The organism is Pseudarthrobacter sp. lyk4-40-TYG-27, from assembly GCF_030209295.1.
Classification (GTDB): Bacteria; Actinomycetota; Actinomycetes; order Actinomycetales; family Micrococcaceae; genus Arthrobacter.
The window spans coordinates 486361-509463 of the sequence record NZ_JARVSH010000003.1 but is presented as its reverse complement, the minus strand read 5'-3'; the positions used below and the strand labels follow the sequence as shown (position 1 = coordinate 509463).

The 23103-nt window shown below is 66.5% G+C and carries 17 protein-coding genes; 3 read left to right on the top strand and 14 right to left on the bottom strand.

Features of this window, described 5'->3' with window-relative positions; genetic code table 11:
• Window positions 1–157: 157 nt before the first annotated feature.
• From QRM96_RS06855 to QRM96_RS06790, 14 genes are all read right to left on the bottom strand, one after another.
• The gene (locus QRM96_RS06855) at window positions 158–1459 is read right to left on the bottom strand and encodes a M18 family aminopeptidase (RefSeq protein ID WP_285318945.1); all 1302 of its coding nucleotides are present in this window, start codon (window positions 1457–1459) and stop codon (window positions 158–160) included.
• Window positions 1460–1479: 20 nt separating this feature from the next.
• Window positions 1480–2883: an amino acid permease gene (locus QRM96_RS06850; RefSeq protein WP_285318944.1), complete on the bottom strand. Its 1404-nt coding sequence runs from the start codon at window positions 2881–2883 to the stop codon at window positions 1480–1482.
• Between the two features lie 261 nt (window positions 2884–3144).
• Window positions 3145–4035 (bottom strand): ABC transporter permease, encoded by an 891-nt coding sequence (locus tag QRM96_RS06845; RefSeq protein WP_231369906.1) that lies wholly within the window; start codon window positions 4033–4035, stop codon window positions 3145–3147.
• Window positions 4035–4958, bottom strand: coding sequence for an ABC transporter ATP-binding protein (locus tag QRM96_RS06840; protein ID WP_109044837.1), 924 nt, complete (start codon window positions 4956–4958; stop codon window positions 4035–4037). Before QRM96_RS06840 ends, QRM96_RS06845 begins: the two co-directional genes overlap by 1 nt.
• 149 nt (window positions 4959–5107) lie before the next feature.
• On the bottom strand, window positions 5108–6604 hold the full coding sequence (locus QRM96_RS06835; RefSeq protein ID WP_285318943.1) for a bifunctional phosphatase PAP2/diacylglycerol kinase family protein: 1497 nt from the start codon (window positions 6602–6604) through the stop codon (window positions 5108–5110).
• 73 nt (window positions 6605–6677) lie between these two features.
• Window positions 6678–7886, bottom strand: coding sequence for an MFS transporter (locus QRM96_RS06830; protein ID WP_018762835.1), 1209 nt, complete (start codon window positions 7884–7886; stop codon window positions 6678–6680).
• Window positions 7883–8656, bottom strand: coding sequence for a DeoR/GlpR family DNA-binding transcription regulator (locus tag QRM96_RS06825; RefSeq protein WP_133832412.1), 774 nt, complete (start codon window positions 8654–8656; stop codon window positions 7883–7885). The genes QRM96_RS06830 and QRM96_RS06825 overlap by 4 nt, the downstream gene beginning before the upstream one ends.
• 54 nt (window positions 8657–8710) lie before the next feature.
• Window positions 8711–10393 carry an ABC-F family ATP-binding cassette domain-containing protein gene (locus QRM96_RS06820; protein ID WP_109044839.1) on the bottom strand — a complete coding sequence of 561 codons (1683 nt, stop codon included), beginning with the start codon at window positions 10391–10393 and terminating at the stop codon, window positions 8711–8713.
• A 25-nt stretch (window positions 10394–10418) separates the two neighbouring features.
• The gene (locus QRM96_RS06815; protein WP_018762832.1) at window positions 10419–12407 is read right to left on the bottom strand and encodes a penicillin-binding transpeptidase domain-containing protein; all 1989 of its coding nucleotides are present in this window, start codon (window positions 12405–12407) and stop codon (window positions 10419–10421) included.
• An 87-nt stretch (window positions 12408–12494) separates the two neighbouring features.
• On the bottom strand, window positions 12495–13937 hold the full coding sequence (locus QRM96_RS06810; RefSeq protein WP_285318940.1) for a phytoene desaturase family protein: 1443 nt from the start codon (window positions 13935–13937) through the stop codon (window positions 12495–12497).
• Window positions 13930–15393 (bottom strand): glycosyltransferase family 87 protein, encoded by a 1464-nt coding sequence (locus tag QRM96_RS06805; RefSeq protein WP_133832415.1) that lies wholly within the window; start codon window positions 15391–15393, stop codon window positions 13930–13932. The genes QRM96_RS06810 and QRM96_RS06805 overlap by 8 nt, the downstream gene beginning before the upstream one ends.
• Window positions 15394–15441: 48 nt before the next feature.
• The gene (locus tag QRM96_RS06800) at window positions 15442–15573 is read right to left on the bottom strand and encodes a hypothetical protein (RefSeq protein ID WP_255414772.1); all 132 of its coding nucleotides are present in this window, start codon (window positions 15571–15573) and stop codon (window positions 15442–15444) included.
• Between the two features lie 635 nt (window positions 15574–16208).
• Entirely contained in the window at window positions 16209–16793 is a 585-nt protein-coding gene (locus QRM96_RS06795) for a histidine phosphatase family protein (RefSeq protein WP_285318938.1), read from the bottom strand.
• The gene (locus tag QRM96_RS06790) at window positions 16790–18298 is read right to left on the bottom strand and encodes a CCA tRNA nucleotidyltransferase (protein ID WP_133832417.1); all 1509 of its coding nucleotides are present in this window, start codon (window positions 18296–18298) and stop codon (window positions 16790–16792) included. The genes QRM96_RS06795 and QRM96_RS06790 overlap by 4 nt, the downstream gene beginning before the upstream one ends.
• 208 nt (window positions 18299–18506) lie before the next feature.
• On the opposite strand from QRM96_RS06790, the gene QRM96_RS06785 reads away from it, so the two are divergent.
• The 3 genes from QRM96_RS06785 to QRM96_RS06775 all read left to right on the top strand — a co-directional run bounded on the left by QRM96_RS06785 (window position 18507) and on the right by QRM96_RS06775 (window position 22978).
• The gene (locus QRM96_RS06785) at window positions 18507–19007 is read left to right on the top strand and encodes an NUDIX hydrolase (RefSeq protein WP_018762826.1); all 501 of its coding nucleotides are present in this window, start codon (window positions 18507–18509) and stop codon (window positions 19005–19007) included.
• A gap of 60 nt (window positions 19008–19067) precedes the next feature.
• Window positions 19068–21200: a murein biosynthesis integral membrane protein MurJ gene (gene murJ / locus QRM96_RS06780; protein WP_133832418.1), complete on the top strand. Its 2133-nt coding sequence runs from the start codon at window positions 19068–19070 to the stop codon at window positions 21198–21200.
• A gap of 164 nt (window positions 21201–21364) precedes the next feature.
• Window positions 21365–22978 (top strand): ABC transporter substrate-binding protein, encoded by a 1614-nt coding sequence (locus QRM96_RS06775; protein WP_285318936.1) that lies wholly within the window; start codon window positions 21365–21367, stop codon window positions 22976–22978.
• Window positions 22979–23103 lie beyond the last annotated feature (125 nt).

Sequence of the window (23103 nt, the reverse complement as noted above, 5' to 3'; positions counted from 1 at the left end):
ACTGCGAGGACCTGGTGTCCGGCCCGGAACCGTGGGCCGGACACCCAACGGCATCCGTGTGTCCCCACCGTAGGCCGGGGAAACCCCCTAGCCGGAGTCCGGCAGGCTACCTATGTGGGTACCCGCACGAACCTTTGTGGTGCCACAAACTGCCTGGCTAGGCCGGGGTGCGGAAGAACAGCTCCGAGACGGCGGCGAGGCGGAGGGGATCCTCCACTCCGCACAGCTCCCGTGCGGAATGCATGGACAGCAACGGCACGCCCACGTCCACGGTCCGGATGCCCAGCCTTGTGGCGGTGAGGGGTCCGATGGTGGAACCGCAGGGCACCACGTTGTTGGAGACGAATTCCTGGTACGGCACGCCCGCTTCGCCGCAAAGCCTGGCCCAGAAGGCCGCGCCAAACGCATCAGTGGCGTAGCGCTGGTTGGCGTTGATCTTCAGGAGCGGTCCCCCGTTGAGCACGGGGTGGTTGGCGGGGTCGTGCCGCTCGGCGTAGTTGGGGTGGACCGCGTGCCCGGCGTCGGCTGACAGGCAGAACGACGCCGCGAGGGCCTGCCGCCGTTGGCTCACCGTCGCACCCAGGCCGTCGGAGATGCGCACCAGCACGTCTTCAAGGATGGGTCCGCAGGCACCGGAGCGGGAGTTGGAGCCGATTTCCTCGTGGTCGAACGCTGCGAGCACGGCAATGGGTCCCCCGGCCGTGCCGGACGCAGCATGCGCGGCCAGGGCCGCAAGCCCGGCGTGCGTGGCCGACAGGTTGTCCAGCCGCCCGGATGCGAAGAACTCCCCCTTGCCCCCAAAAACCGCAGGCGCCTGCGTGTCCGCAATGACGACGTCGTACCCGCCAATGCCGGCAGGATCAACGGAGGCGCCGTCAACGGACGCGGCCAGGACGCTCAACAGGTCCGCATCGGTGGGGTTTCCCAGCCCCCACACCGGGTTCATATGGCGCTGCTTGTCCAGGGTAAGCCCGTCATTCACTGCCCGGTCCAGGTGGATAGCCAGCTGCGGGAAGCGGAGCAGCGGCCCGGTGGCGGCCAGGTGTTGCGTGCCATCGAGCATCACCAGCCGGCCGGCGAGCCGGAGCTCCCGGTCCAGCCAGGAGTTGAGCAGGGGCCCGCCGTAGATTTCCACCCCGGCCTGGAGCCAGCCGTGGGCGCCGGTGGTGGGCTTCGGCTTGAGCTTGAAGGACGGCGAGTCGGTGTGGGCGCCAAGGATATTGAAGCCGGTGGCGGGTCCGGCTCCTTCGGGAACCACCCAGGCGATCAGGGCGCCGTCGCGGATCATGAAGAAGGAGCCGGGCCCGCCCTCCCACGGCTGCAGCTCGTCCAGGCGGAGGAAGCCGGCTTCCTCCAGCCTCCGGCCGCCCTCGTGGGCAGCATGGAAGCTCGACGGCGATGCGCTGACAAAGGCGCCAAGGTCCTGGATGTGGTCTGCGGCAGAGGAAGTCAAAGGCATGGTCCCGAGTCTAATGCGGCCTACTCCACCGGCGCTGCGGCCTCGGATGCCCTTGCCGGTTCCGCTGCCATGGCCGCGTCCTTGCGCCGGTAGCGCAGCACGCCCACAGCAACCACCACCACCGCCAACGCGATGGAGAGCAACAGTGATTCGCGGGTCGATTCCACGATCACCATGCCGATAAGCAGGGCCACGATGCTGATGATTGCTGCCCAGGTGAGGTAGGGGAACAGCCACATCTTCAGCTGGAGGTCCTGTGCGGCGGCACCCATCCGGCGGCGGAGGATCAGCTGCGACACGGAGATGACCAGCCAGACGAAGAGGGCGATGGCACCGGAAGTGTTGACCAGGAACAGGAACACCGTGTCCGGTGCGATGTAGTTCAGGCCCACCGTGATGAAGCCGACCACCGTGGAAGCGAGCACGGCGGCGGCGGGAACTCCGCGCCGGGAGATCCTCGTCCAGGAGCGCGGGGCGTCACCGCGGGTGGAGAGCGAGAACAGCATGCGGCTTGCGGTGTACAGCCCGGAGTTGAGGCAGGACAGGACGGAGGTCAGGACCACGACGTCCATGATGGTGCCGGCACCGGGGATGCCGAACAGTTCGATGACCGCAACGTACGGGCTCTTGGCGACGGACGCAGAGTTCCAGGGGAGCAGGGTGACCACCACGGCGATGGAACCGATGTAGAACACCAGGATGCGCCAGACGGTTGACTTCACGGCCTTCTTGACGGCGTCCACGGGGTTTTCGGATTCGCCGGCGGCGATCGTGGCGATCTCGGCGCCGAAGAAGGAGAAGACGACCACCAGGATGCCGGCCAGGACGGCGCCCGGACCGTTGGGCATGAATCCGCCGTTGTTGAGCAGGTTGCTCAGGCCGGGGGCCGGGACGCCGGGGACCAGGCCCAGGATGGCGGCGGCGCCGAAGACCAGGAAGAGGACGATCGCGGCCACCTTGATGGAGGCGAACCAGAACTCGAACTCGCCGTAGGACTTCACCGAGCCGAGGTTGGTCAAGGTCAGCAGCACCATGAGGACCAGGGCCCAGACCCACTGGTCGATGCCCGGCACCCACCGGTGCATGATGGCCGCACCGGCGGTGGCCTCGATGCCCAGGACGATAATCCAGAACCAGGCATAGAGCCAGCCGATGCTGAACCCTGCCCAGCGGCCCAGGGCCTTGTCCGCATAGGTCGAGAAAGAGCCCGTTTCCTTGTTGGCTGCGGCCATTTCACCCAGCATGCGCATCACCAGGATGACCACGAGGCCGGCGGCTGCGTACGCGACAAGGATGCCCGGGCCGGCCTGCTGGATCGCGGCCCCCGAGCCGACGAAGAGCCCTGCACCGATCACGCCGGCTATGGCGATCATGGACAGGTGCCTGGGTTTCAGGGACTTTGAGAGTTGCTGGTCAGCATGCATGGAAGTGCCGTCCTGTTGGGAAATTGCAGAGGTTGTGCGACGTTCATTGGTGCACCGCGGCGGACCGTGTGGTGCACCACATCGTCGTTTCACCCTAGGTCCGCCATTATGCGCCTTGCTTTGTGCACTCCAACAGATCTGGTTGCGCCTAACAGGACGGCACTCCAAGCAGGAACCATGATGGGCAAATAATGTTTCCCACCAGGCACTTTTGTAATGTGCCGGAAACCACGCGCCGGCCACCGGCGCAGGATATCCCTCCTACACGTCCCGGCGCTTCAGCAGGACGGCGGCGATCAGCACGGGGATCACCACCCAGGCGCCCAGGACCAAGGCCGCCTGCCACGTTTCGAGGGTGTCCGGCACGTGCTGGGCGGCGGTCAGCGGCTCAACCGTGTTGCCGGGCAGGTATTTCCGGGCCTCCTTGAAGAAGTCGCCGGGAATGAGCTGGAAAGCGATGGGTGCCACGAAGAAGATGCCCACCAGGCTCATGATGCCGCCGGCCGAGTTCCGAAGCAGCGTGCCCAGGGCCATGCCGATCGCGGCCACGGCTGCAACGTAGATGCTGTTGACCAGGAGCAGTTTCACGGATTCGGAACTTGCCAGGTCCAGCTTCAGTCCGTAGTTGTCCAGGATGGGAACCGCCACCAGTCCGGCCACCCAGGTGGAGAGGGCCGTGACCGCGAAGGAGACCACCATGACCACCACCAGTTTGGCAGTGAACGCAGGCAGCCTCTTGGGCACTGCCGCGAACGTGGACCGCGCCATGCCGGTGGTGAATTCCGAGCTCATCAAGAGCACGCCCAGGGACCCAAGGATCAGCTGGGCGAAGGCGATCCCCGAGGTGGGCACGCTGATCGCGAGGTCCCCGCCTTGGGAGGCCGCCCGCACGGCCGCCTGCGGATCCCGCGATGCCGCGTTGGCGAACTGGCCGGTGCCCCATGCGGACAGCGCACCAAAGCCCACCATCACAACCGCCGTGGCGGCGAGCAGGATCAGCGTTGAGAGCAGGCTCCGGAACTTGATGAGTTCCGAGTTGAGCACCCGAAAGAACGTGGGGCCCGGCAGGGACCCTCCGTGGCCGTGGCTGTGGCCTGCGGACGATGATGCCGGTTCGGGCGAAGCCGTGGATTCTGTGGTCATGGCGCTCATTATTTGCTTACCTCCGCGGCGGGCAGGGAGTGGTATTCGACGTCGTCTTTGGTCAGTTCCATGTACGCTTCCTCGAGGCTGGCCGTCAGGGGGGTGAGTTCATAGACCATGACCTGGTTTTCCAGGGCTGCCGCGGCGATTGCCTTCGGTTCGAGGCCGGTCACTTCCAGCATTTCCCGTTCCGGGACCTCGATCGAGGCGCCGCGGCCGGCCAGCAGCTGCCGCAGCCGGTCCGGCTGGTCCGTGCGGACGCGGACGCGGGCCTGGCCCTTGCCGGTAATGATGTCGCGGATGGGCGCATCGGCGATCACCCGGCCGCGGCCGATGACGATGAGGTGGTCGGCGGTCTGGGCCATCTCGCTCATGAGGTGGCTGGAGAGGAACACGGTACGTCCCTGCCCGGCGAGGTAACGGACCAGGTTCCGCACCCAGACCACGCCTTCCGGGTCCAGCCCGTTGACGGGTTCGTCCAGGATCAAGGTCTGCGGGTCGCCGAGCAACGCCGCAGCGATGCCCAGCCGCTGGCCCATGCCCAGTGAGAAGCCGCCGGCTTTCTTTCGCGCCACCGCGTCGAGGCCGGTCATCTCGATCACTTCGTGCACCCGGGATTTGGGAATACCGTGTGTGGCGGCCATGGCCAGCAGGTGGTTGTACGCGCTGCGGCTGGTATGGACCGCTTTCGCATCCAGTAGGGCGCCCACCTGCCGCAGCGGAGCCGTGTGCTTGACGTAGGGGAGGCCGTTCACTGTGACCGATCCCGATGTCGGCCGGTCCAGTCCCATGATCATGCGCATCGTGGTGGACTTTCCTGCCCCGTTCGGGCCCAGGAATCCTGTGACTTGCCCTGCCCTGACGGTGAAGCTGACACCGGCCACGGCGGTCTTCGCCCCGTACACCTTTGTCAGCCCGTTTGCCTCGATCATGAAATTTCCTTTTGACGGCAGCGCGTGGCTGCAGATGGCGTTCTGTGGGAGTTCACTCCCTACGCTAACGGGGCCACCGCCGCATTTCGCCCTACTCAGGGATGATTCAGGGGAGAATCAGGGTTGCTCCGGACCAAAGCCTTCCCTGTTCAGGGGCGTGGGGAGTAGTACGTCAGCGCGTTGCGCCGCACTGAATAAGCGACCCGGCGCACTCCGGCCAGTGCCTCACCGTCCACGGCAAGGGCCATGGGTGCGCCGTCGGCATCAATGGTGACCGTGGAGGCCTCGCGCAGGTGCGTGATCCTGGAACTTGCCACCGTTCCGGTCAGGACGGCCCAGAGCAGCCGCACGCGGGCGAACGACTCGTCGGCGGTGATCAGCCTGACGTCCAGTACGCCGTCGTCCATGACGGGCCGGATGAGCGGCGCGTGGTCCCGGGGGTAGTAGCGGCCCCGTCCAAGGTAGGCGATCCACACCTTGTGCCGGACACCGTCGACGGAAAGAGTGATGGGGGTTCCCGCGGCGAACGTGCGGAACATGGCAACGACGCCGGCCAGCGGCTTTCCAAGCGCGGGTTGCAGGTGCTCCCGGCGACGTACGAGATTGGGATAGAGGCCCACACTGGACGTGTTGAGCATGACCAGCTCGGACACTTCGGGATGGCCCGCGAGGCCACGCTCCGCGGTCACCAGGCCGATGTCCGCCAGTGCGGCCTCACCCTTGGTCGCCGCTTTCACGGCGTCCTTGAGGTTTCCGATCCCCGCGTCCCGCGCAAAGTGGTTGAGGGTTCCCCCGGGCAGAACCAGCAGGGGCAGGGAACGGTCGACGGCGGCAGCAGCCGCGGCGCCGACGGTTCCGTCGCCGCCCCACACACCCAGGGCAAGGGTCCCGGGGACGTCCGCGGTCGCGTTGATCTGCTGCACGAGGTCATCGTCCGGCTGCACAACGTTTATATGTGCCTTAGGGAATACATCTTTGAGGGCGGCGGCCGTTTCCACCTTGAAGGATCCACCCAGGGTGTTGACCACGATGCTGAGGCCTTCCCCACCGGGCAGCCCAGGAGCATCGGTCCACGTCCGGGCCGTCTGCGGAATGGGCGGCCGGACCGGCCACCAGTGCCGGGTCACCAGGGCGGCGCCCGCACCGAGGGCCGAACCGAAGATGACGTCCGAAGGCCAGTGCGCACCGGTGTGGACCCTCGAGTAGGCCACACCAAGGGCCGCGGGCGCCAAGGCAGCGCCAAGGGCGGGCTGGACCAGGCCGGCGCCCACCGCGAAGGCGACGGCGGACGCTGAATGCCCCGAAGGCATGGAGGAACTCTGGGGCTGGGGGTGGACGAAGCGGAACACCGGGAGATTTTCCGGCTTCGGCCGGGTCCGGGGGAGCAGGGTCTTGAACACCATGTTCGTAACGGCCGAGGCGACGCCCTGGGCGATCAGCCCGTGGACGGCAGCGCGCCGGGATTTGCCGGGGAACAGCGCCAGGACGGCTGCGATACCGATCCAGAGCTTTCCCTGGTTCGCTGAGGCCGAGAGCCGTCGGAAGAACACGTCGTGGCTGCCGCCGGGAAGGTTAGAAACATGCTGGAGAAGGAATCTGTCGACGCGGCTGGGCCAACTCCGCCGGCGGTGCCTGGTGCTTTGCATGTGATCACCCTAAACCCCTGCCGCTTTAGCATTCGGTTCCACGCCCTTGCCTGCGCGGCGGCCCCGGATCCTGTCAGGGCTCCTTGGTGTCCTCCAGCCGCAGGGGCCTGGCGGCACCGGCCAGCAGCAGTGCCACGAGGATCGGTGCCATGATCGCCAGCAGCGCGGTGTGGATGCCGGTGAGGTCGCCGAGGTACCCGAGCAGCGGCGGGCCGGCCAGGAACGATATATAACCCAAAGTGGATACAACGGATACGCGTGCTGCCGAATGCCTGGGGTCGTCGGAGGCTGCTGACATCCCCATCGGGAAAGCCAGCGCTGCGCCGACGCCCCACAGTGCCGCACCGATACCGGCCAGCCAGATGTTCGGCGCCAGGACGAAAAGGCCCAGCCCGGCTGCTGCGGCCGCCATGCTGGCCCGCAGCACGGCCACCCGGCCGTACTTGTCGATCACCCGGCCGCCGAGGAAGCGCATTGCTGTCATGGCAAGGACAAAGAGGGCAAACATGAGTGCGCCCGTGGACTCCGAGGTGGCCAGGCCGTCCACGGAGGCTTTGGCGATCCAATCGTTGCCGGCCCCCTCGGTGAGGGTGGCTCCCAGGACCACGACGCCGATCAGCAACGTCCTGCTGTCCCGCCATGCCGAGGGGCCCTTGGCAGGTTCGGGTTCCCCGGGCGTGGCTGCCGTGGAAATGTGGGGGAGGAAGAAGCGCGGCGCGGTCAGGGCCACCAGCACCACCACACCGGCAATGACCATCAGGTGCAGGGGAAGGTCCACGCCCAGGCTGGACAGGCCGGCGCCAACCAGTGCGCCTACGAACGCACCACCGCTGAAGGCAGCGTGGAATTGCGGCATGACAGTCCGGCGGAGTTTGTGTTCTACGTCCGCGCCTTCGATGTTTTGCGCAACATCCCACAGGCCGATGCCGATTCCGAAGAAGAACAGCGAGACCGCGGTTCCGGGTATGGAGGTGGCCGAGAGCGCCAGGGCGATGCCGATGCCCGCGGCGGCCGCCAGCAGGCCGGCGAAGCGGACCGTGTTCGCCGTTCCGATCCGGCCTACCACCATGCCCGCTGTGGGGAGCGCCAAAAGCGACCCGACGGCCGTGCAGAGCAGCAGCGTGCCCATCTGGCCGGAGGTGATGTGCAGCGTCTGCGTGACGGCCGGGATCCGTGCAGCCCAGCTGGCGAACACCAGTCCATTAATGCCAAAGACCACGAACGTGGCCGCGGCCGCCGCTTTCAGTCCAACGTGCTGTTCGGTGCCGGCGTTGGTGCTCATACGTTCACTACTTCCACAGAGTATTGGTCGAGTTGGGCTTGTTCCCGGCCACTGAATTTCCGGTCGGTGACAATCACGTCAACCCGGTCCAGGCCGCCGATAAGGACCCTCGCGTGCGCCTGCCATTTAGCCGCCGATGCGGCAACCACCACCCGCGCCGACGCGTCCAGGCCGGCCCTCTTGACCGCGGCATCGTCCAGGTCGTGGGCCAGGAGGCCGTCAGTAAAGTCAACGGCACAGGGGGTGAGCACGGCGGTATCAAAACGCAACGACCTGATGTTGGACTCCGCCAGGGGTCCGCGGAAACAGAGCTCACCGGGCACCAGGCTCCCTCCTGGCAGCAACAGTGCAGGCCTGGAGCCTGCGGCAGTGTCCCCGCCGGCGGCCGCATTGAGTCCGGGCAGGGACATCGGCATCAAGGTCAGTTCCCGGCCGGTCACGGCACGGGCCACCTCGGTTGCCGTGCTCCCGCTGTCCAGCCACACGTGTTCGCGTTCCAGCAGCAGCCCGGCGACGGCGGCGGCGATGCGCCTCTTGGCGTCCCGGTCCTCCAGCTCCCGGAGCCCGTAGCCGGGGTGCTGCCCTTGCCCGATCAGGCTCCTGGCTCCGCCGTGGATCCGACGGAGGACGCCGTTGCCTGCCAGTGCTTCAAGGTCGCGACGGATCGTGGCCCCGGAAGCATCGCAGGCCAGCATCAGTTCTTCGACGCTCACCTCGGCCTGCCGCCGGAGGATTTCGGCAATAGTCCTGTGCCGCTCATCCGTCTTCATGATCAAATGCTATCAATTGATGATCATTTGCTCATCAGACTGCTCACCGAATTCTCAGCGGGCGCGTTCCACCCGCTGTTCGTCCCAGACCGGTTCCGCTGATTCGTACACCTTCCCGTCCGATCCGAACACCAGGAACCGGTCGAACGTCCGAGCGAACCAGCGGTCATGGGTGACGGCAAGGACCGTGCCCTCAAAGTGGTCAATGGCGCGCTCCAGCGCCTCGGCGGAGTGCAGGTCCAGGTTGTCCGTTGGCTCGTCCAACAGCAGCAGGGTGGCTCCGCTGAGCTGCAGGAGCAGGATCTGGAAACGCGCCTGCTGGCCGCCGGACAGCGACTCGTACTTTTGCTCGGACTGTCCCGCCAGGCCATAGCCGTCCAGGGCGCCGGCGGCCGCCTCCCGCCCCAGCCCCGAACGGTGTTCGTCACCGCGGTGCAGGATTTCCAGGAGCGTCTTGCCCAGGAGATCCGGCCGGACATGGGTTTGGGCAAAGAACCCGGGCCGGATCCGCGCACCGAGCTTGACGGTCCCTTCGTGCGGGACCTCGGCGATTTCCACATCGGAGACCGGCAGGTGTTCCCGCTCGGGATCGGTGCCGCCGGTGGCGAGCAGCCGCAGGAAGTGGCTCTTGCCGGAGCCGTTGGAGCCGAGCACGCCGACCCGGTCGCCGAACCAGACCTCGGTGGAGAAGGGCTTCATCAGGCCGGTCAGTTCCAGCCGTTCGGCAACGATGGCGCGCTTGGCGGTTCGTCCGCCTTTGAGCCGCATCTGGACGTTCTGTTCGATCGGCAGTGCCTCCGGCGGACCCACTTCGAGGAACTTTGCCAGCCGGGTCTGGGCGGCGTGGTAGCGGTTGGCCATGTCAGAGCGGAACGCGGCCTTGTTCTTGTACATGTTGACGAGTTCCTTGAGCTTGATGTGCTCCTCGTCCCAGCGCTTCCGCAATTCCTCGAACCGGGCGTTCCGGTCCGCGCGGGCCTCCACGTACGATTCGAATCCACCGCCGTGGATCCATGCTGCGGCTCCGTTGATCCCCGGCTCCAGGGTGACAATGCGCCCGGCGGCGTTGTTCAGCAGCTCGCGGTCGTGGCTGATGAAGAAGACGGTCTTCCTTGACTCGTTCAGCTTCTCCTCGAGCCAGCGTTTGCCCGGCACGTCAAGGTAGTTGTCCGGCTCGTCCAGGAGGAGGAGGTCGTCCGGGCCTGCGAACAGTGCTTCCAGCACCAGGCGTTTCTGCTCGCCGCCGGAAAGGGTCGACGCCGGGCGGTGCTGTGCGCGGTCAAACGGCAGTCCCAGCGCGGCCATGCAGACCTCGTCCCAGACGGTCTCGACGTCGTAGCCTCCGGCGTCCCCCCAGTCCACGATGGCCTGGGCGTACCGCATCTGGGTGGGCTCGTCGTCGTGCTCCATCATGGCCAGCTCGGCATCATCCACCTCGCGCGCAGCGGCCGCCAAAGCCGGGGGAGCAGCGGACACCAGGAGGTCCCGGACTGTTGAACCGTCACGGACCTGCCCCACGAACTGGCGCATGATGCCCATGTTCCCGGACCGCCCGATGACGCCCTCATCCGGGACCAGGTCTCCGGCGATGATCCGGAAAAGCGTGGTCTTTCCTGTGCCGTTGGGCCCGATCAAGGCGGTCTTGGTACCGTCCGGGACCTTGAAGGTGACTCCGTTCAGGAGCTGGGTGCCGTCGGAGAGGAAGTAGTCGATGCCGGAAACGTCAATATGGGCCACGCCGTCAATCCTCCCACGGCGGAGCCTAGCCGGCGGCGGTGAGGAACTGCTTCAGCAGCGGACCCGAGGTGGTGGCGCCCAGGCCGCCGTCTTCCACGAAGACGGCCACCGCCAGGTCCCCGTGGACGGCCACGATCCACGCGTGCGTCTTGGGCGGGTTCTCGGTGCCGAATTCGGCGGTTCCGGTCTTCGCCCCTACCGGTGCCCCGGGGACGCTGGACAGGAAGCCTGCATGCCCGGAAGTAACCACGGCGCGCATCATGTCAGCCAGCGATGCCGCCTCCGCTGCCGTGATCGGTTTGTCCGATGCCGTGGACGGCGCCTCGGCCGTCGCCGTGGCAGTCGGTGCGGCGGCCGGGGCAGTGGACCCGGCGGTGGTTCCCGCAGCGGGGGCAGCGGCATCGGGGTTGAGGACCAGCTGCGCCGAAACGGGGGCGCCCTTGGCAACAGAGCCGGCCATGATCGCAGCAGCCAGGGGGGAGAGCAAAACCTTGCCCTGGCCAATCATGGAGGCCGCGTGTTCGGTGCCCTGGGCCTGCCCCGGCACGGAACCCAAGAACGCTTCCGCCCCGAGTTTCGGCGCTTCCACCGCGACGCCCATGGAGGTGGCCGCGGCTTCGAGCTGACTCTGCGATACCGAGTCGCGCTGGGAAATGAAGGCGGTATTGCAGGAGTGCGCAAAGGCGTCCCGGAGGGTCACCGCGCCAAGGGAGGTCGCGGGGTAGCCCTCGGAGTTCTTGAAGGTGCGCCCGTCTACTGTGAGGGTGGGGGTGCACTGGACGGTGGAATCGGGATTCATGCCGTTGCGGAACATGGCCAGGGAATCCACCATCTTGAAGATCGAGCCCGGGGCGTACTGGCCCAGCATGGCCGTGTTGTAGCCGTTGCTGCCCGGGCCGGAGGCCGCGGCGAGTACGGCGCCGGTGGAGGGCCGAAGCGCCACGATGGCCGACGCCGGGCCCACACCCTCCAGGGTGGACTCAGCCAGGGTCTGGAGGCGCGGATCGAGGGTGGTCTTCAACGGCGTACCGGGCTTGGGTGCCACCTCGAAAAGGACGCGCCTGGGGTCGGTGCCGGCGGACTGGATCTGTTCGCGCGTCAGGTCGGCCCGCTGCGCCCGGATGACCACGGCATCTGATCCTCGGAGCTGTGCGTCGTACTGCTGCTGGAGCCCGCCGATGCCCGTGACATCCCCTGCGTCCAGGGCGCCTTCGGATGCATCGATCTGTTCCGCGGTGGCTTCGCCGACCGAACCGAGCACGGCGCGGGCAAACGTCCTGCTGGGAGCCAGCGGCATGGACGCGGGGATGCCGCGCGCTCCGGGGATCGCCTGGATCTGTTGATCCGAGATGGTCCTGCCTTCTTCACGCAGCGTGATGGCAGGGACAAAAGCCTGTGCACCGGCAGCCTTGACCTGTTGCGCATACGCCGCCGGGTCCACTCCCACCAGCGCGGCCAGCTTGCCGGCGGAATCGGAGGGGTCTGCGGCGCCCAGTTGCGGCTTGTCGATACCGACATTCACCACGGGACGGTAGGTGACCAAGGGTACGTCGCCGGCACCAAGGATGTCGGCACGCTGGGGGGACTGGGAGCCCTTGGTGACAATTTCACTGTCCGTCAGGCCGGGTGCCAGGAGGGCCGGGTCCCACACCGTCAGCCACTTGTCCCCTGACTTCTTGAAGTTCGCCGAGCTGGTGTACTTCCATTCGGCGTCGCCGAACTTCCAGGTATAGCTCAGCGGCGCGGACGCTTTATCGCCGTCGAGGGTGAGTCCGCCTGCCTGGACCTCGGGCTTCTGCGGATCCAGGGCAGCGAAGACCTGGTGCAGCTGGTCGTTGGCCGCGGCGGCGTCCTTGCCGTCAAAGGCCACCGAGCCAACGTCAAGCGATGAGACCGCGCCGGCCAACTGCTGGGCCGCGGCTTCGGCCCCGCTCTTACCGTCGTCGCAGGCCACCAGGGAGGTACCCAGGACGAGCGCAGCTACGGCAAGCGAAAGTTTTGTTGATTTCCCCATGCGGCCATTATCCCCCGCCCCGGCACCGTGCTGTGCCGTGCCGTCGCGGGCCAGGAGGTTGTGGCGGGTCCTGCCGGCCGGCAGGACCTAGCCGAGGGAAAGGTCCGGAACAGGCAGCCGGAAAATGTCCTTCAGGGCGTACGTAGCCGCGTGCATCCCGGGCATCCCCGTGACACCCGGGCCCGGTGGCGTTGAGGATGAGCAGAGGTAGACGCCCAGCAGAGGTGTCCGCCACGGGACGGGGGACGCCACGGGCCTTTGGACCAGGCCGCGCACGTCCATGACTCCGGCGCTGAAGTCGCCGCCAACGTAGTTGCGGTTGTACTGCGCCAGCTGCGCCGCCGTAATGGCGTGCGATTCCACCACGAGGTCCCGGAATCCCGGGGCAAACCGTTCCAGCTGCGCCATCACCTCGCCGGTCATGTCCCGCGTGGAGCCTGCGGGGACGTGGCAATACGTCCACAGTGTGTGCCGCCCGTCCGGGGCCCGTCCCGGATCAAACCGGGAGGGCTGGGCCACCAGGACATACGGCCGCTCGGGATGCCGGCCGGCGCTGACCTCGTTCTCCGAAGCCGCCAGTTCGGTCCGGGTCCCGCCCACGTGGACCGTGCCGGCGTCGGCAAGCCCGCTGGCTTGCCACGGCACCGGACCGGACAGGATGAAGTCCACCTTGCAGGAGCCGTTTCCGTACCGGAACGCCTCGAGGACTTTTCGATAGCGGCCAGGCAGCGCATCGCCTGCCATGTCCAGCAGGCCGCGGGGCGCCACATCCAGCAGGGTGGCCCGGGTGGCCGGCAGTTGTTCCAGCCGGTCGATGGGGGTGCCGGTGTGGATGACGCCGCCGTGGGCGCGGATGTCTTCAGCGAGGGCTGCCGCGATGGAGGCGGAACCGCCGCGGGGGATGGGCCATCCGTCCGCATGTCCCAGGGCACCGAGCATGAGGCCGGCCCCGGACGCCGCCAGGGACGGTAAATGCGAGATGGCGTGGGCGGCAACCCCGCTCAGGAGGGCGGGTGCAAGATCCTCCCGGAACCGTGCGTTCCATAATCCGGTTCCCTGCTCCAGCGTCCGCAATCCGTAAACGCCCGCCATCACCGGGTTGCGGGGGATCCGCAGCAGCTGGTTTTGGGTGAAATCCATGATGTCGCCAATATGCCGGACCAGCGGTTCCATGAGCCTGCGGTAGGCAGCGCCGTCCCGGCCCAGCTCCGTCGCAGTCCGGTCCAGCGAGGTATACGCCAAAGCCGCCCGGCCGCCATCCAGCGGGGACCCGAATGACACTTCAGGGGTGATCAGGTCCACCCTCCGGGGCAGTTCGAAGGCACGGAAAAACGGGGAGGCCAGCGCCATGGGATGCACCGCGGAGCAGACGTCGTGGAAGTGTCCGGGCTGCATGAGTTCGGTGGTGCGCGTGCCACCGCCGATGGTCTGGGCTGCCTCGAAGACTTCCACCGACAGCCCTGCCCTTGCCATGACGGCCGCTGCAGAGAGTCCGTTGGGACCGGAGCCTACTACCGCGACATCAGGCACGGAACCCTGCTTTCCAGGGGGTAACCGATTCCGAGGGCCGGGCGGGATCCAGCCGGAACCAGTCGGGCGCGTTCGCGAACGGCCCGCCGTGCGGATCATCAACATGGTGGCGGCGGATGGGGTCAAAGGCGGGGTCGTAGATGTCCCACACGATGCGCGCCATGAGGTACGCCACGGCGGCCATGTGAGCGGCGACGGCGAGGACGTAGTACGGCATGTCCAGGTTGTGTTGGGACGAACCGGCGCTGGTCACCTGTCCAAGGTACATCCAGATTGCGGCCCAGTGCAGGGCTTCGATCCCCTGCCAGACCAGGAAGTCGCGCCACCGTGGCCTGGCGAGGGCTAGCAGCGGGATCAGCCACACGACGTACTGGGGCGAGTAGACCTTGCTGGTGAGGATGAAGGCCGCGACGATCAGGAAAGCAAGCTGCGCCAGGCGGGGGCGGCGGGGAGCGGTCAGTGCAACGGCTGCTATGGCGGCGCACAACAGGACGAACAGTCCGGCTGACAGTGCGCTGACTCCGTCCGGTGCCAGCCCGGACCAGCCCAGCCTGCCGGCCACCAGGTTGTAGGCGAACCACGGGGAACTGTACCCGGCGCCCCGCTCCGCGCTGTACTGGAAAAAATAGGCCCAGCCGGACGGGTTGGCCGCCGCGAACGGCAGGTTGACCACCAGCCAGGTGGCGGCGGCGCTGCCGGCGGTCACCAGCAGCGGCCGCCACCGGCCGGTCCGCGCGGCAAGCAGCAGGATGGCCCCGAGGACCAGCAGCGGGTAGAGCTTGGTTGCCGTGGCCAGCCCGATCAGGATGCCGGCCGGCACCGGGCGGTTCTTGGCGAAAAAGTACATGCCCACAGCCAGCAGGCAGGCTGCCCAGAGATCCCAGTTGATGGTTCCGGCGAGGATAATCCCCGGGGCGACCGCCACCATGGCGGCATCCCAGGGACGGCGGCCGGGCATGCGGGCAACTGCCAGGACAGTGACCATGGCCACGGCCGCCAGCAGCACGGCATTGATGTCGAAGTAGGCCACAGCCCTGGCGTTGGCGTCTCCTCCGGGAACCAGCCATGCCGTCAGCCCCGCAATCAACCCGATGAGCACCGGGTATTCAAACTGGCTGCCGCTGCCGAGGATGGGGAAGACCCCTTGTGCCAGGCCGCGGTTCCGGAACAGCTCCGGGAAGTCCGAGTAGCACGTGGCGTAGAACTGGGTTGGGGTCTCCCAGCCGTTGACCCGGCAGTAGCCCTTAAGCAGGATGCCCACCAAGGCGGCCAGTGCTGCCAGGACCACCAGCACACGTTCCACGGTGAAGATCCCGGGGGAGGCAACGCCGGGATCCGCCTTGGCCCCGAGTGGCCCGCCGATCACCTCCGTGAAATTACGGAGCAGCGCATCGCTGCGGCTCGGCACCACGATACGGGGCCGTCGTCCACCCTCCGGCGGCTGGGTCTCGTGCATGGAGTCGAGCTTACAGCCGGCCCCTGCGCAAAGCGCGGGGGCCGGCAGTCAGCGCAAGCCGCCGAGCTGCTGGTGCATGAGCACGAAGACTTCGTTTCGATGCTGCTCCAACAGGTCACTGTTGAACGAACTGCGTCGCTGCAGGGGGCGGGACAGGAATCCCAGGATCTTTCGCATCAAGGAAGGCACCTCCTTTCGTTTTAATGGGGCACAAAAGTGCATGACGAATTAGCGCTACTTTTTGGCGCGAAAAAGCCCGAGAAGAAGGCGCGTAAATTCCATGGCGGGAATAGGCGGAAATTGCAGGAAAGAACACAAATTCCGGGGGACGCCGGCAATGCCGGAAAGCAAGCACCTGGCGCAGAGCAGGAACGCTCAAGTGCGCGGACGCGGTTTCAGGCGTCAGCGAAGCGTGGGCTCAGGCAGGTGCTGTTCCGGGGAGACAGCGCAGGAGGTGCGGCGGCGTACCGGCCGTTATCCCGGGGACTGGTCCAGGCAGGGCGAAGTCCCGGGGAACGTGGTTCCGGTTAGCGGCGCCGTGGAGAACCGGGGAAGGCGGCGGACCGCCACCCGGTGCCGACCGGAGCAACGCGCGCAGCACCAGCAAAGGCCGGGAATGCATTGATGGGGGTGTTCCATTCGCCAGTCAAAGTCATCATTTTCCCAACCTCCTTTTCTGCTGTCCGCTGCGTGGTGTGCAATGCGGTCTTGGACCCGGGCAGATTGCCGCGGGGTCAGGAATAAAGGTACCCCAGGAATCCGCGAAAGGCCAGCAATTCCCGGGAAATGCGGAAAAGTTTTTTACTAAAGGCGATTCAGAGACCCCAGCGCACAATAGCGGGCGTCTTCTTATCCCAGCCCAGGGTGCATACTTTGGCGGTACCGAGGATAAAGTGGCGGCCTTCCGTGGGCGGCAATTCCAGCCAGCGCGCGGTAAGGATCCGGGAGAAATGACCGTGCGCCACGATCAGCACATTGTCCATCCCGGATTCCAGGATCCGGCCGATGATCTTGTCCGCCCTCGCGGCCACCTCATCAAGGCTTTCACCGTTGGGAACGCCGTGGGTCCAGATCAGGTAGTCGGGATTGTCCTTGCGGATCAGGTCCGAGCTGATGCCTTCGTAGTCCCCGTAGTTCCACTCCACGGCAAGCGGTTCGTGCCGGGCATCCGGGAAACCGGCGAGCTCGGCAGTGCGCCGTGCACGCCGCAGCGGCGAGGAGAGCACCAGGTCGAAGTCGACGCCGTCCAGGACCTTGCGTGCCTCCACGGCCTGCTGTTCGCCTTCCACTGTCAGGGGGAGGTCTGTGAGGCCCGTGTACTGCCCGCTCTTGGACCATTCGGTTTCACCATGGCGGAGGATCCACAGCTGGGGGCGCGGAGCGAAGGCGGGATTGGTCATTTGGACTCCTCAGCGGGTGAAGGTTCGACGTCGGCGGGAGGGGTTCCGGGCTCGGTCCCGGCAGGTGCTGATTCAGGCTGTTCGGCCCACCAGCGGAGCAGGCGCGCCTCGGCCTCGTCCGCGGGCAACGGTCCGTGTTCCATCCGCTCATTAAGGAGGAACTTGTAGGCGCGGCCCACCACGGGGCCCGGTTTGAGGCCCAGCAGCTCCATGATCCGGGCTCCGTCCAGGTCCGGGCGTACTGCGTCCAGGGATTCCTGTTCCCGGAGCGCCGCAATGCGGGACTCAAGGTCGTCGTAAGCGAAGGACAGCCGGTCGGCCTTGCGCTGGTTTCTGGTGGTGACGTCGGACCGGGTAAGCCGGTGCAGCCGTTCCAGCAGCGGGCCTGCGTCGGTGACGTACCGCCGGACAGCCGAGTCGCTCCAGCCGGCATCGCCGTAGCCATAGAAGCGCATGTGGAGTTCCACCAGCCGTGCAACGGCCTTGGTGGTGTCATTGTCGAAGCGCAGCGCCTTCATCCGTTTGGAGGTGAGCTTGGCACCCACCATGTCGTGGTGGCGGAAGCTCACCGCCCCGCCCGGTTCGAACCGGCGCGTCGCCGGCTTGCCGACGTCGTGCATCAACGCCGCGAAGCGCAGCACGAAGTCCGGGCCCGGCACAGGGCCTTCGGCGTCCGTTTCAAGCTCCGCTGCCTGCTCCAACACCTGGAGGGAGTGCTGGTAGACATCCTTGTGCCGGTGGTGCTCATCGGCTTCGAGCCGGAGGGCGGAGACCTCGGGCAGCACATACTCGGCCAGCCCCGTGTCCACCAGGAGGTCCACGCCCACGCGAGGCCGGGCACCGCAGATCAGTTTGACCAGTTCATCCCGCACCCGCTCCGCGGAAATGATCTTGATCCGGTCAGCCATGTGGGTCATGGCTTCGCGGACGTCGTCGCGGACCGAGACGCCCAATTGCGCGGCGAAGCGGGCCGCCCGCATCATCCGCAAGGGGTCATCTGAGAAGGAGGCCTCCGGCGCCCCGGGAGTGGCCAGCAGGGAAGCATGCAGGTCCCGCACCCCGCCGAACGGATCCACCAGTTCCAGGGAAGGCAGTTTCAGTGCCATGGCGTTGATCGTGAAGTCGCGCCGCAGCAGATCGTCGGTGAGGGAGGAACCGAACGCCACCACGGGCTTGCGGGAGTCGGGATCGTAGGCCTCCGCCCGGTAGGTGGTGATCTCGATCTGGAAGCCGCCCTTGCGCATGCCGATCGTGCCAAACGCGCGCCCGATCTCCCAGAAGTTATCCGCCCACTTCTTGATCAGTGCCACCGTCTGGTCCGGCGTGGCATCCGTGGTGAAGTCGAGGTCGGGGGAAACCCGGCCAAGGAAAAGGTCGCGCACCGGCCCGCCCACGAGGGACAGCTCGTGGCCGGCATCCACGAACCGCTGACCGAGCTCCAGGACCACCGGGTCCACCTTGAAGTCAACGGTGTGGGAATCAATCTTGTGATGTGCGTGCGACATAGTTCCTTAAGCTTGGCAGAAACCAGCGGCGCGGCAGTCCAAAAAAGCGTCAAGATCAGCGCTGATTGACGTTCCCGGCCCCAAAATGCGTCACATCCCGTCCATGTTGGTGTCATGTTCCGGTCATCACGAACGGGCAACAGTCGTTAGAGTGGACTCCATGGCCCATCCAGTACCGAGCGCTCCCGGCAGGAGGACGAACGCACCATTGCCATCGGCAATCGGGGCGCACGTTGCCCCTGCCCAGCAATCGGCACCGGCCTCGCTGCCAACGGTTGAGGAAGTCTCGGCCGGCGGCGTTGTGGTGGACACGTCCGACGCCGAATTGAGGGTTGCGATCATCGCCCGCCTTAATCGCGGCGGACGGTTGGAATGGTGCCTCCCCAAGGGGCATCCGGAGGGCAAGGAGAACAACGAGCAGGCTGCCGTCCGCGAAATTGCCGAAGAAACCGGCATCGAGGGAGACATCCTGGCGCCCTTGGGCAGCATCGACTACTGGTTCACGGTCAGCGGGCACCGGGTCCACAAAACCGTGCACCACTACCTCCTGCGCGCCACGGGAGGCGAGCTCACCATCGAGAACGATCCCGACCAGGAAGCCGTGGATGTGGCCTGGGTGCCCATCCAGGAACTGGCCCGGAAGCTGTCCTTCCCCAACGAACGCCGCATCGCGGACCTTGCCCGCGAGGTCCTGCCCGGACACCTCTAAGCCCGGACGCCGCCGTCGTCATTGCGGTGTTACGGGCCGGTGGGTGAGACGATGAACTCGATGTCAGCTACCAACTTTCCTTCCGACCGGTCCGGCCGGCCCGATGATGCCGCACCCGGCGACGCCACCGCCGGGGCGGCCGCACCGGAGACCGCGCAGCCCGCGGCCGCGGGTCCCAGCGAGTCCCGTTCCAGCGCCATCATGGCCGCAGGGACGCTCGTTTCGCGTTTCCTGGGCTTCGGTAAGACCTGGATGCTGGGCACCGCGCTGGGCCTGGGCTCGACGGTCAACGACACGTTCATCAACGCCAACAACCTGCCCAACCTGATCTTCCTTTTGGTGGCCGGCGGTGTCTTCAATGCCGTGCTGGTCCCGCAGATCATCAAGGCAAGCAAGGCCCCGGACAGGGGAGCGGACTACATCAGCCGGCTGCTGACGCTCGCTGTCCTGCTCCTGTTCGGACTGACGGCGCTGGTGACGCTGGCCGCGCCGGGGGTCATCGAGCTGACCACCCAGGGATATTCGCCGCAGCAGAAGGCCCTCGCGGTAACGTTCGCGTTCTGGTGCCTGCCGCAGATCTTCTTCTACGGCCTTTACGCCCTGCTTACCCAGGTCCTGAACGCCAACGGCGCGTTTGGTCCGGCTATGTGGGCACCCATCCTGAACAACCTGGTGGCCATCGCCGGCCTGGGCATGTTCATCTGGATCTTCGGGACCAACGAGTTCAGCGCCCACACCATCGACAACTGGGGCTCCGCGCAGACTCTCCTGGTGGCCGGGTTCTCCACCATCGGCGTACTGTCCCAAACCGCCATCCTGCTGGTGCCGGTCTTCCGTCTGAAGCTCGGGCTTCGGCCCCGGTTCGGCTGGCGGGGCGTGGGGCTGGGGCACGCTGCGCGGCTGAGCGTATGGACCCTCCTGACGGCCGCCGTCGGGCAGCTGGCCTTCCTTTATGTCATGCGCATCGCCACCATTCCCGGCGCTGAACGCATCCGCTTGCAGGAGGCGGGGGACCCGTCCGCCTCCACCCTCCCCGGCAACGCGGTCCTGGAGGTGGCCAGCCAGCTGTACCTGCTGCCGCACTCGATTATTGCCCTGTCCCTGGCCACCGTCCTGTTCAACCGGATGACCCGGGCTTCGCAGGACGGCAACCGGGCGGAGCTTCGTGACGCACTCTCGCACGGGCTGCGCACCATGGCCGTCGCCACGGTGTTCGGCGCCTTGGCGCTGTTTGCCCTGGCGGGTCCACTGGGCATGTTCTTCTCCGGCGGCTCGCGCCAGGACGGCGTCATGCTGGCCCAGACGCTCACCATCCTTGCCCTCAGCACCCCCTTCATGAGTGCCAACTTCATGATGTCCCGGGTGTTCTATGCCAACGAGGACGCCCGCACGCCGTTCTACGTGCAGCTGCTGCTGGCTGTGGTCTATGTAGCCGGTGCGTTCGCCATCCAATTCCTGCCGGTGGGCCAGATCATCTACGCCATCGCCGTTTTGTATATGGTGGGCAACATCCTCTCGGTGGTCATCAGCGCGGTCTTCCTGCGGCGCATGCTGGGCAGCCTGGACGGTCCGCGGATCGCCAATTCGTACATCCGCATGGGCTATGCGGCCCTTGGCTCCGCCGTCGCAGGTTCGGCCGCCCTCTGGCTGCTGGGCAGCTACAACCCTGATGGTTTCGCTTGGAGCGGCCGCCTCCAGGCCCTGCTTACGGTCGCGGTGGCAGGGCCTGTCATGCTCGGCGTCTACTTCGTCCTCCTTCGGCTGTTCCGGGTCACCGAACTGGGCGACATGCTCCGGCCGCTGCTGGGCCGGCTGGGCCGCGGGGGCCAAGCCCCCGCTGCTGAAGCCGGGGACGCGCCGTCGTCCGCTCCTGCCCCAGGTTCCTCCGGGCACCGTCCTGAACGGGCCACCACCTCCGTGGACACCGGCCTCATTCCACGGATTTCCGGCGAGTTCGATGCCGTCTCGTTCCGTGCGGGCCCGGATCCGGAGCGCGGCGTGCGCCGCCAGGACCTGCACGACGACGGCCGCCAGCAGGTGCCGGTGGCCGAGTACCTGCCTGGTGAGGAGCAGCCCGCCACGGCGCGTGGGGGCCTGCTCAGCGAACAGATTCCCCTTCCGGGCCGCCGGACGTACCAGGGCAAGGCCGGCGAGAACCCGTACTTCAAGAAACGCCGCCCACGGAAAAAGTGATGCCGTTGCGCTCTGGCGCCGGTCTTCTCCACGGCCGTCCGGGGCTGATCGGCTAGGATCGAACAGGTACAGGGGTAGTTGCAGTCAGGGTTCGGCCGTGCGCGGCGCCTGATTGGCGGTTGCGTCATTGAGGCCGGCAATCCCGGACAGTCTAGGAGGAACACGTGTCCAACCCGATCGATGTCGGATCAGTACTGGGTGGCCGTTACAAGGTCACAGCCACGGTATTGGCCTCCCACGACCACGATCTGGTGCTGGACGGCGTGGACCAGGTCCTTAACCGGCCGGTCAGCATCCTGGTGGCGGGCCCGGAAAACACCGAGCAGGTTGCCCAGAGCGCCCGCGAAGTGGCCACCGGCGAACGCCCCGGCACGGTACAGGTATTGGACCTCGGCGTCACCGAAGACACCACCTACCTCATCACCAACCACACCTCCGCCGCAGACCTACTGGATCTTGTGGTGGCATCCAACCCGCCCTACGTCGAACCGTTCTTCACGGACACGCTGGGCAGTGAGATCTTCGGCCAGGCCCGCTCCCACGAACCCGAGCCCTACGACGAGGAAGACAACGTCGACGCCGGGTACATCAACTACGCCGACTCGCACCCGAGCCAGGTTGATCCTTATCCTTCGGCGCCGGCCGCGCCGCCAAGGCCCACGGTCCGGCCCGCAAGCCAGGCTCCCGCTGTACCCCCGGGTTCAGGCCGCACCGGTGCCGCTGGCGCCGCAGGTGCAGGTGCAGGTGCAGGTGCAGCAGCAGCCTCGGCGGGACGACGACCGGCCGACGTGGATCCCGATGCCACTGCCGCCCAGCCCGTACAGCCTGCAGCCGAGCACGCCGGCTTCGAGCCGGCAAACACTGCGGATACGGACACCGGTCCAACCGACACCACCCAGGCACATCCACAGCAGTCCGTTTCGGACGGCAAGCCGAAGGTTTCCTTGTGGTCTGACGACGACTACGCCCAATCGGGCGACGACGACGATCACCAGGACGGCGACGCCCCGCAAGAGCCCCGCAGCGGCAACGGCAGGTCAGCCCTGTTTGCCCGTGCGGCGGCCCCGGCCGCTGCAGGCACCGCATTTGCCGATCGCGACGACGACAACGACCATGATGAGTCCGACGACCAGCCCCGTTCCATGCGCTGGCTGGTTGGCGGCCTCCTTGCCGTTGTGCTGATTGCAGGCCTGATCTTCGCCGTCACCAACCTTGGCAGCCTCTTCACCCCAGGGCAGCCCCAGGCCAAGTCCACTCCGCCCGCCAGCACCAGCGCACCGCAGGCGTCTGCATCGGCCACCCAGGCGGCCCCGTCAGCTCCGCCCGCGGTACCGCCCGCTATTGAAAGTGTGACCCGGCAGGGGAACTTCGACTTTGCTGCCACATTCGATGGCGACCTGGTCAAGGCTTACGACGGCAACAACGCCAGCTACTGGTCCGACATGGAGTTCGCCACGGAGAACTGGGGTGGCCTGGCCCCGCAGGGAGTTCCGCTGGTGGTAAAGCTGAAGAGCAAGGCAACGGTTTCTTCCATTACGCTCTCCCAGCTCGGGGGATCCGGCGGCAACATCACCGTGTACACCAACGACCAGCCATCCCTGGATGGAGCCAAGTCCATTGGCACCAGCAGTTTCACCTCCACGGACCTGAACATGCCCCTTCCCGAGCCGGTCCAGGCGCAGTACGTGCTTGTTTCCATCAATTCGCTTCCCAAGCTGGCGGCTCCAAAGACCCGTTACGGTTACGGTCTCCGCCTGGCAGAAATCAAGGTCCAGTAAGCCCCGACGCCGCGGTTGTTACAGCCGCGACAGGCGCCGCGCGCGGGGAATGTAATCTGGAAAGAGCGCCCTGCGAAGGATAGTCCTGTACCTTTTGCGGTGGTTCACCTTGTCCGGGCGCTGGA

What these genes read in the sequence shown, in the direction of transcription:
- QRM96_RS06835 (WP_285318943.1), bottom strand. Translation starts at nt 6,604, where the DNA reads ATGCAAAGCACCAGGCACCGCCGGCGGAGTTGGCCCAGCCGCGTCGAC.
- QRM96_RS06795 (WP_285318938.1), bottom strand. Translation starts at nt 16,793, where the DNA reads ATGACCAATCCCGCCTTCGCTCCGCGCCCCCAGCTGTGGATCCTCCGC.
- QRM96_RS06840 (WP_109044837.1), bottom strand. Translation starts at nt 4,958, where the DNA reads ATGATCGAGGCAAACGGGCTGACAAAGGTGTACGGGGCGAAGACCGCC.
- QRM96_RS06825 (WP_133832412.1), bottom strand. Translation starts at nt 8,656, where the DNA reads ATGAAGACGGATGAGCGGCACAGGACTATTGCCGAAATCCTCCGGCGG.
- QRM96_RS06805 (WP_133832415.1), bottom strand. Translation starts at nt 15,393, where the DNA reads ATGCACGAGACCCAGCCGCCGGAGGGTGGACGACGGCCCCGTATCGTG.
- QRM96_RS06790 (WP_133832417.1), bottom strand. Translation starts at nt 18,298, where the DNA reads ATGTCGCACGCACATCACAAGATTGATTCCCACACCGTTGACTTCAAG.
- QRM96_RS06855 (WP_285318945.1), bottom strand. Translation starts at nt 1,459, where the DNA reads ATGCCTTTGACTTCCTCTGCCGCAGACCACATCCAGGACCTTGGCGCC.
- QRM96_RS06850 (WP_285318944.1), bottom strand. Translation starts at nt 2,883, where the DNA reads ATGCATGCTGACCAGCAACTCTCAAAGTCCCTGAAACCCAGGCACCTG.
- QRM96_RS06845 (WP_231369906.1), bottom strand. Translation starts at nt 4,035, where the DNA reads ATGAGCGCCATGACCACAGAATCCACGGCTTCGCCCGAACCGGCATCA.
- murJ (WP_133832418.1), top strand. Translation starts at nt 19,068, where the DNA reads ATGTCAGCTACCAACTTTCCTTCCGACCGGTCCGGCCGGCCCGATGAT.
- QRM96_RS06830 (WP_018762835.1), bottom strand. Translation starts at nt 7,886, where the DNA reads ATGAGCACCAACGCCGGCACCGAACAGCACGTTGGACTGAAAGCGGCG.
- QRM96_RS06815 (WP_018762832.1), bottom strand. Translation starts at nt 12,407, where the DNA reads ATGGGGAAATCAACAAAACTTTCGCTTGCCGTAGCTGCGCTCGTCCTG.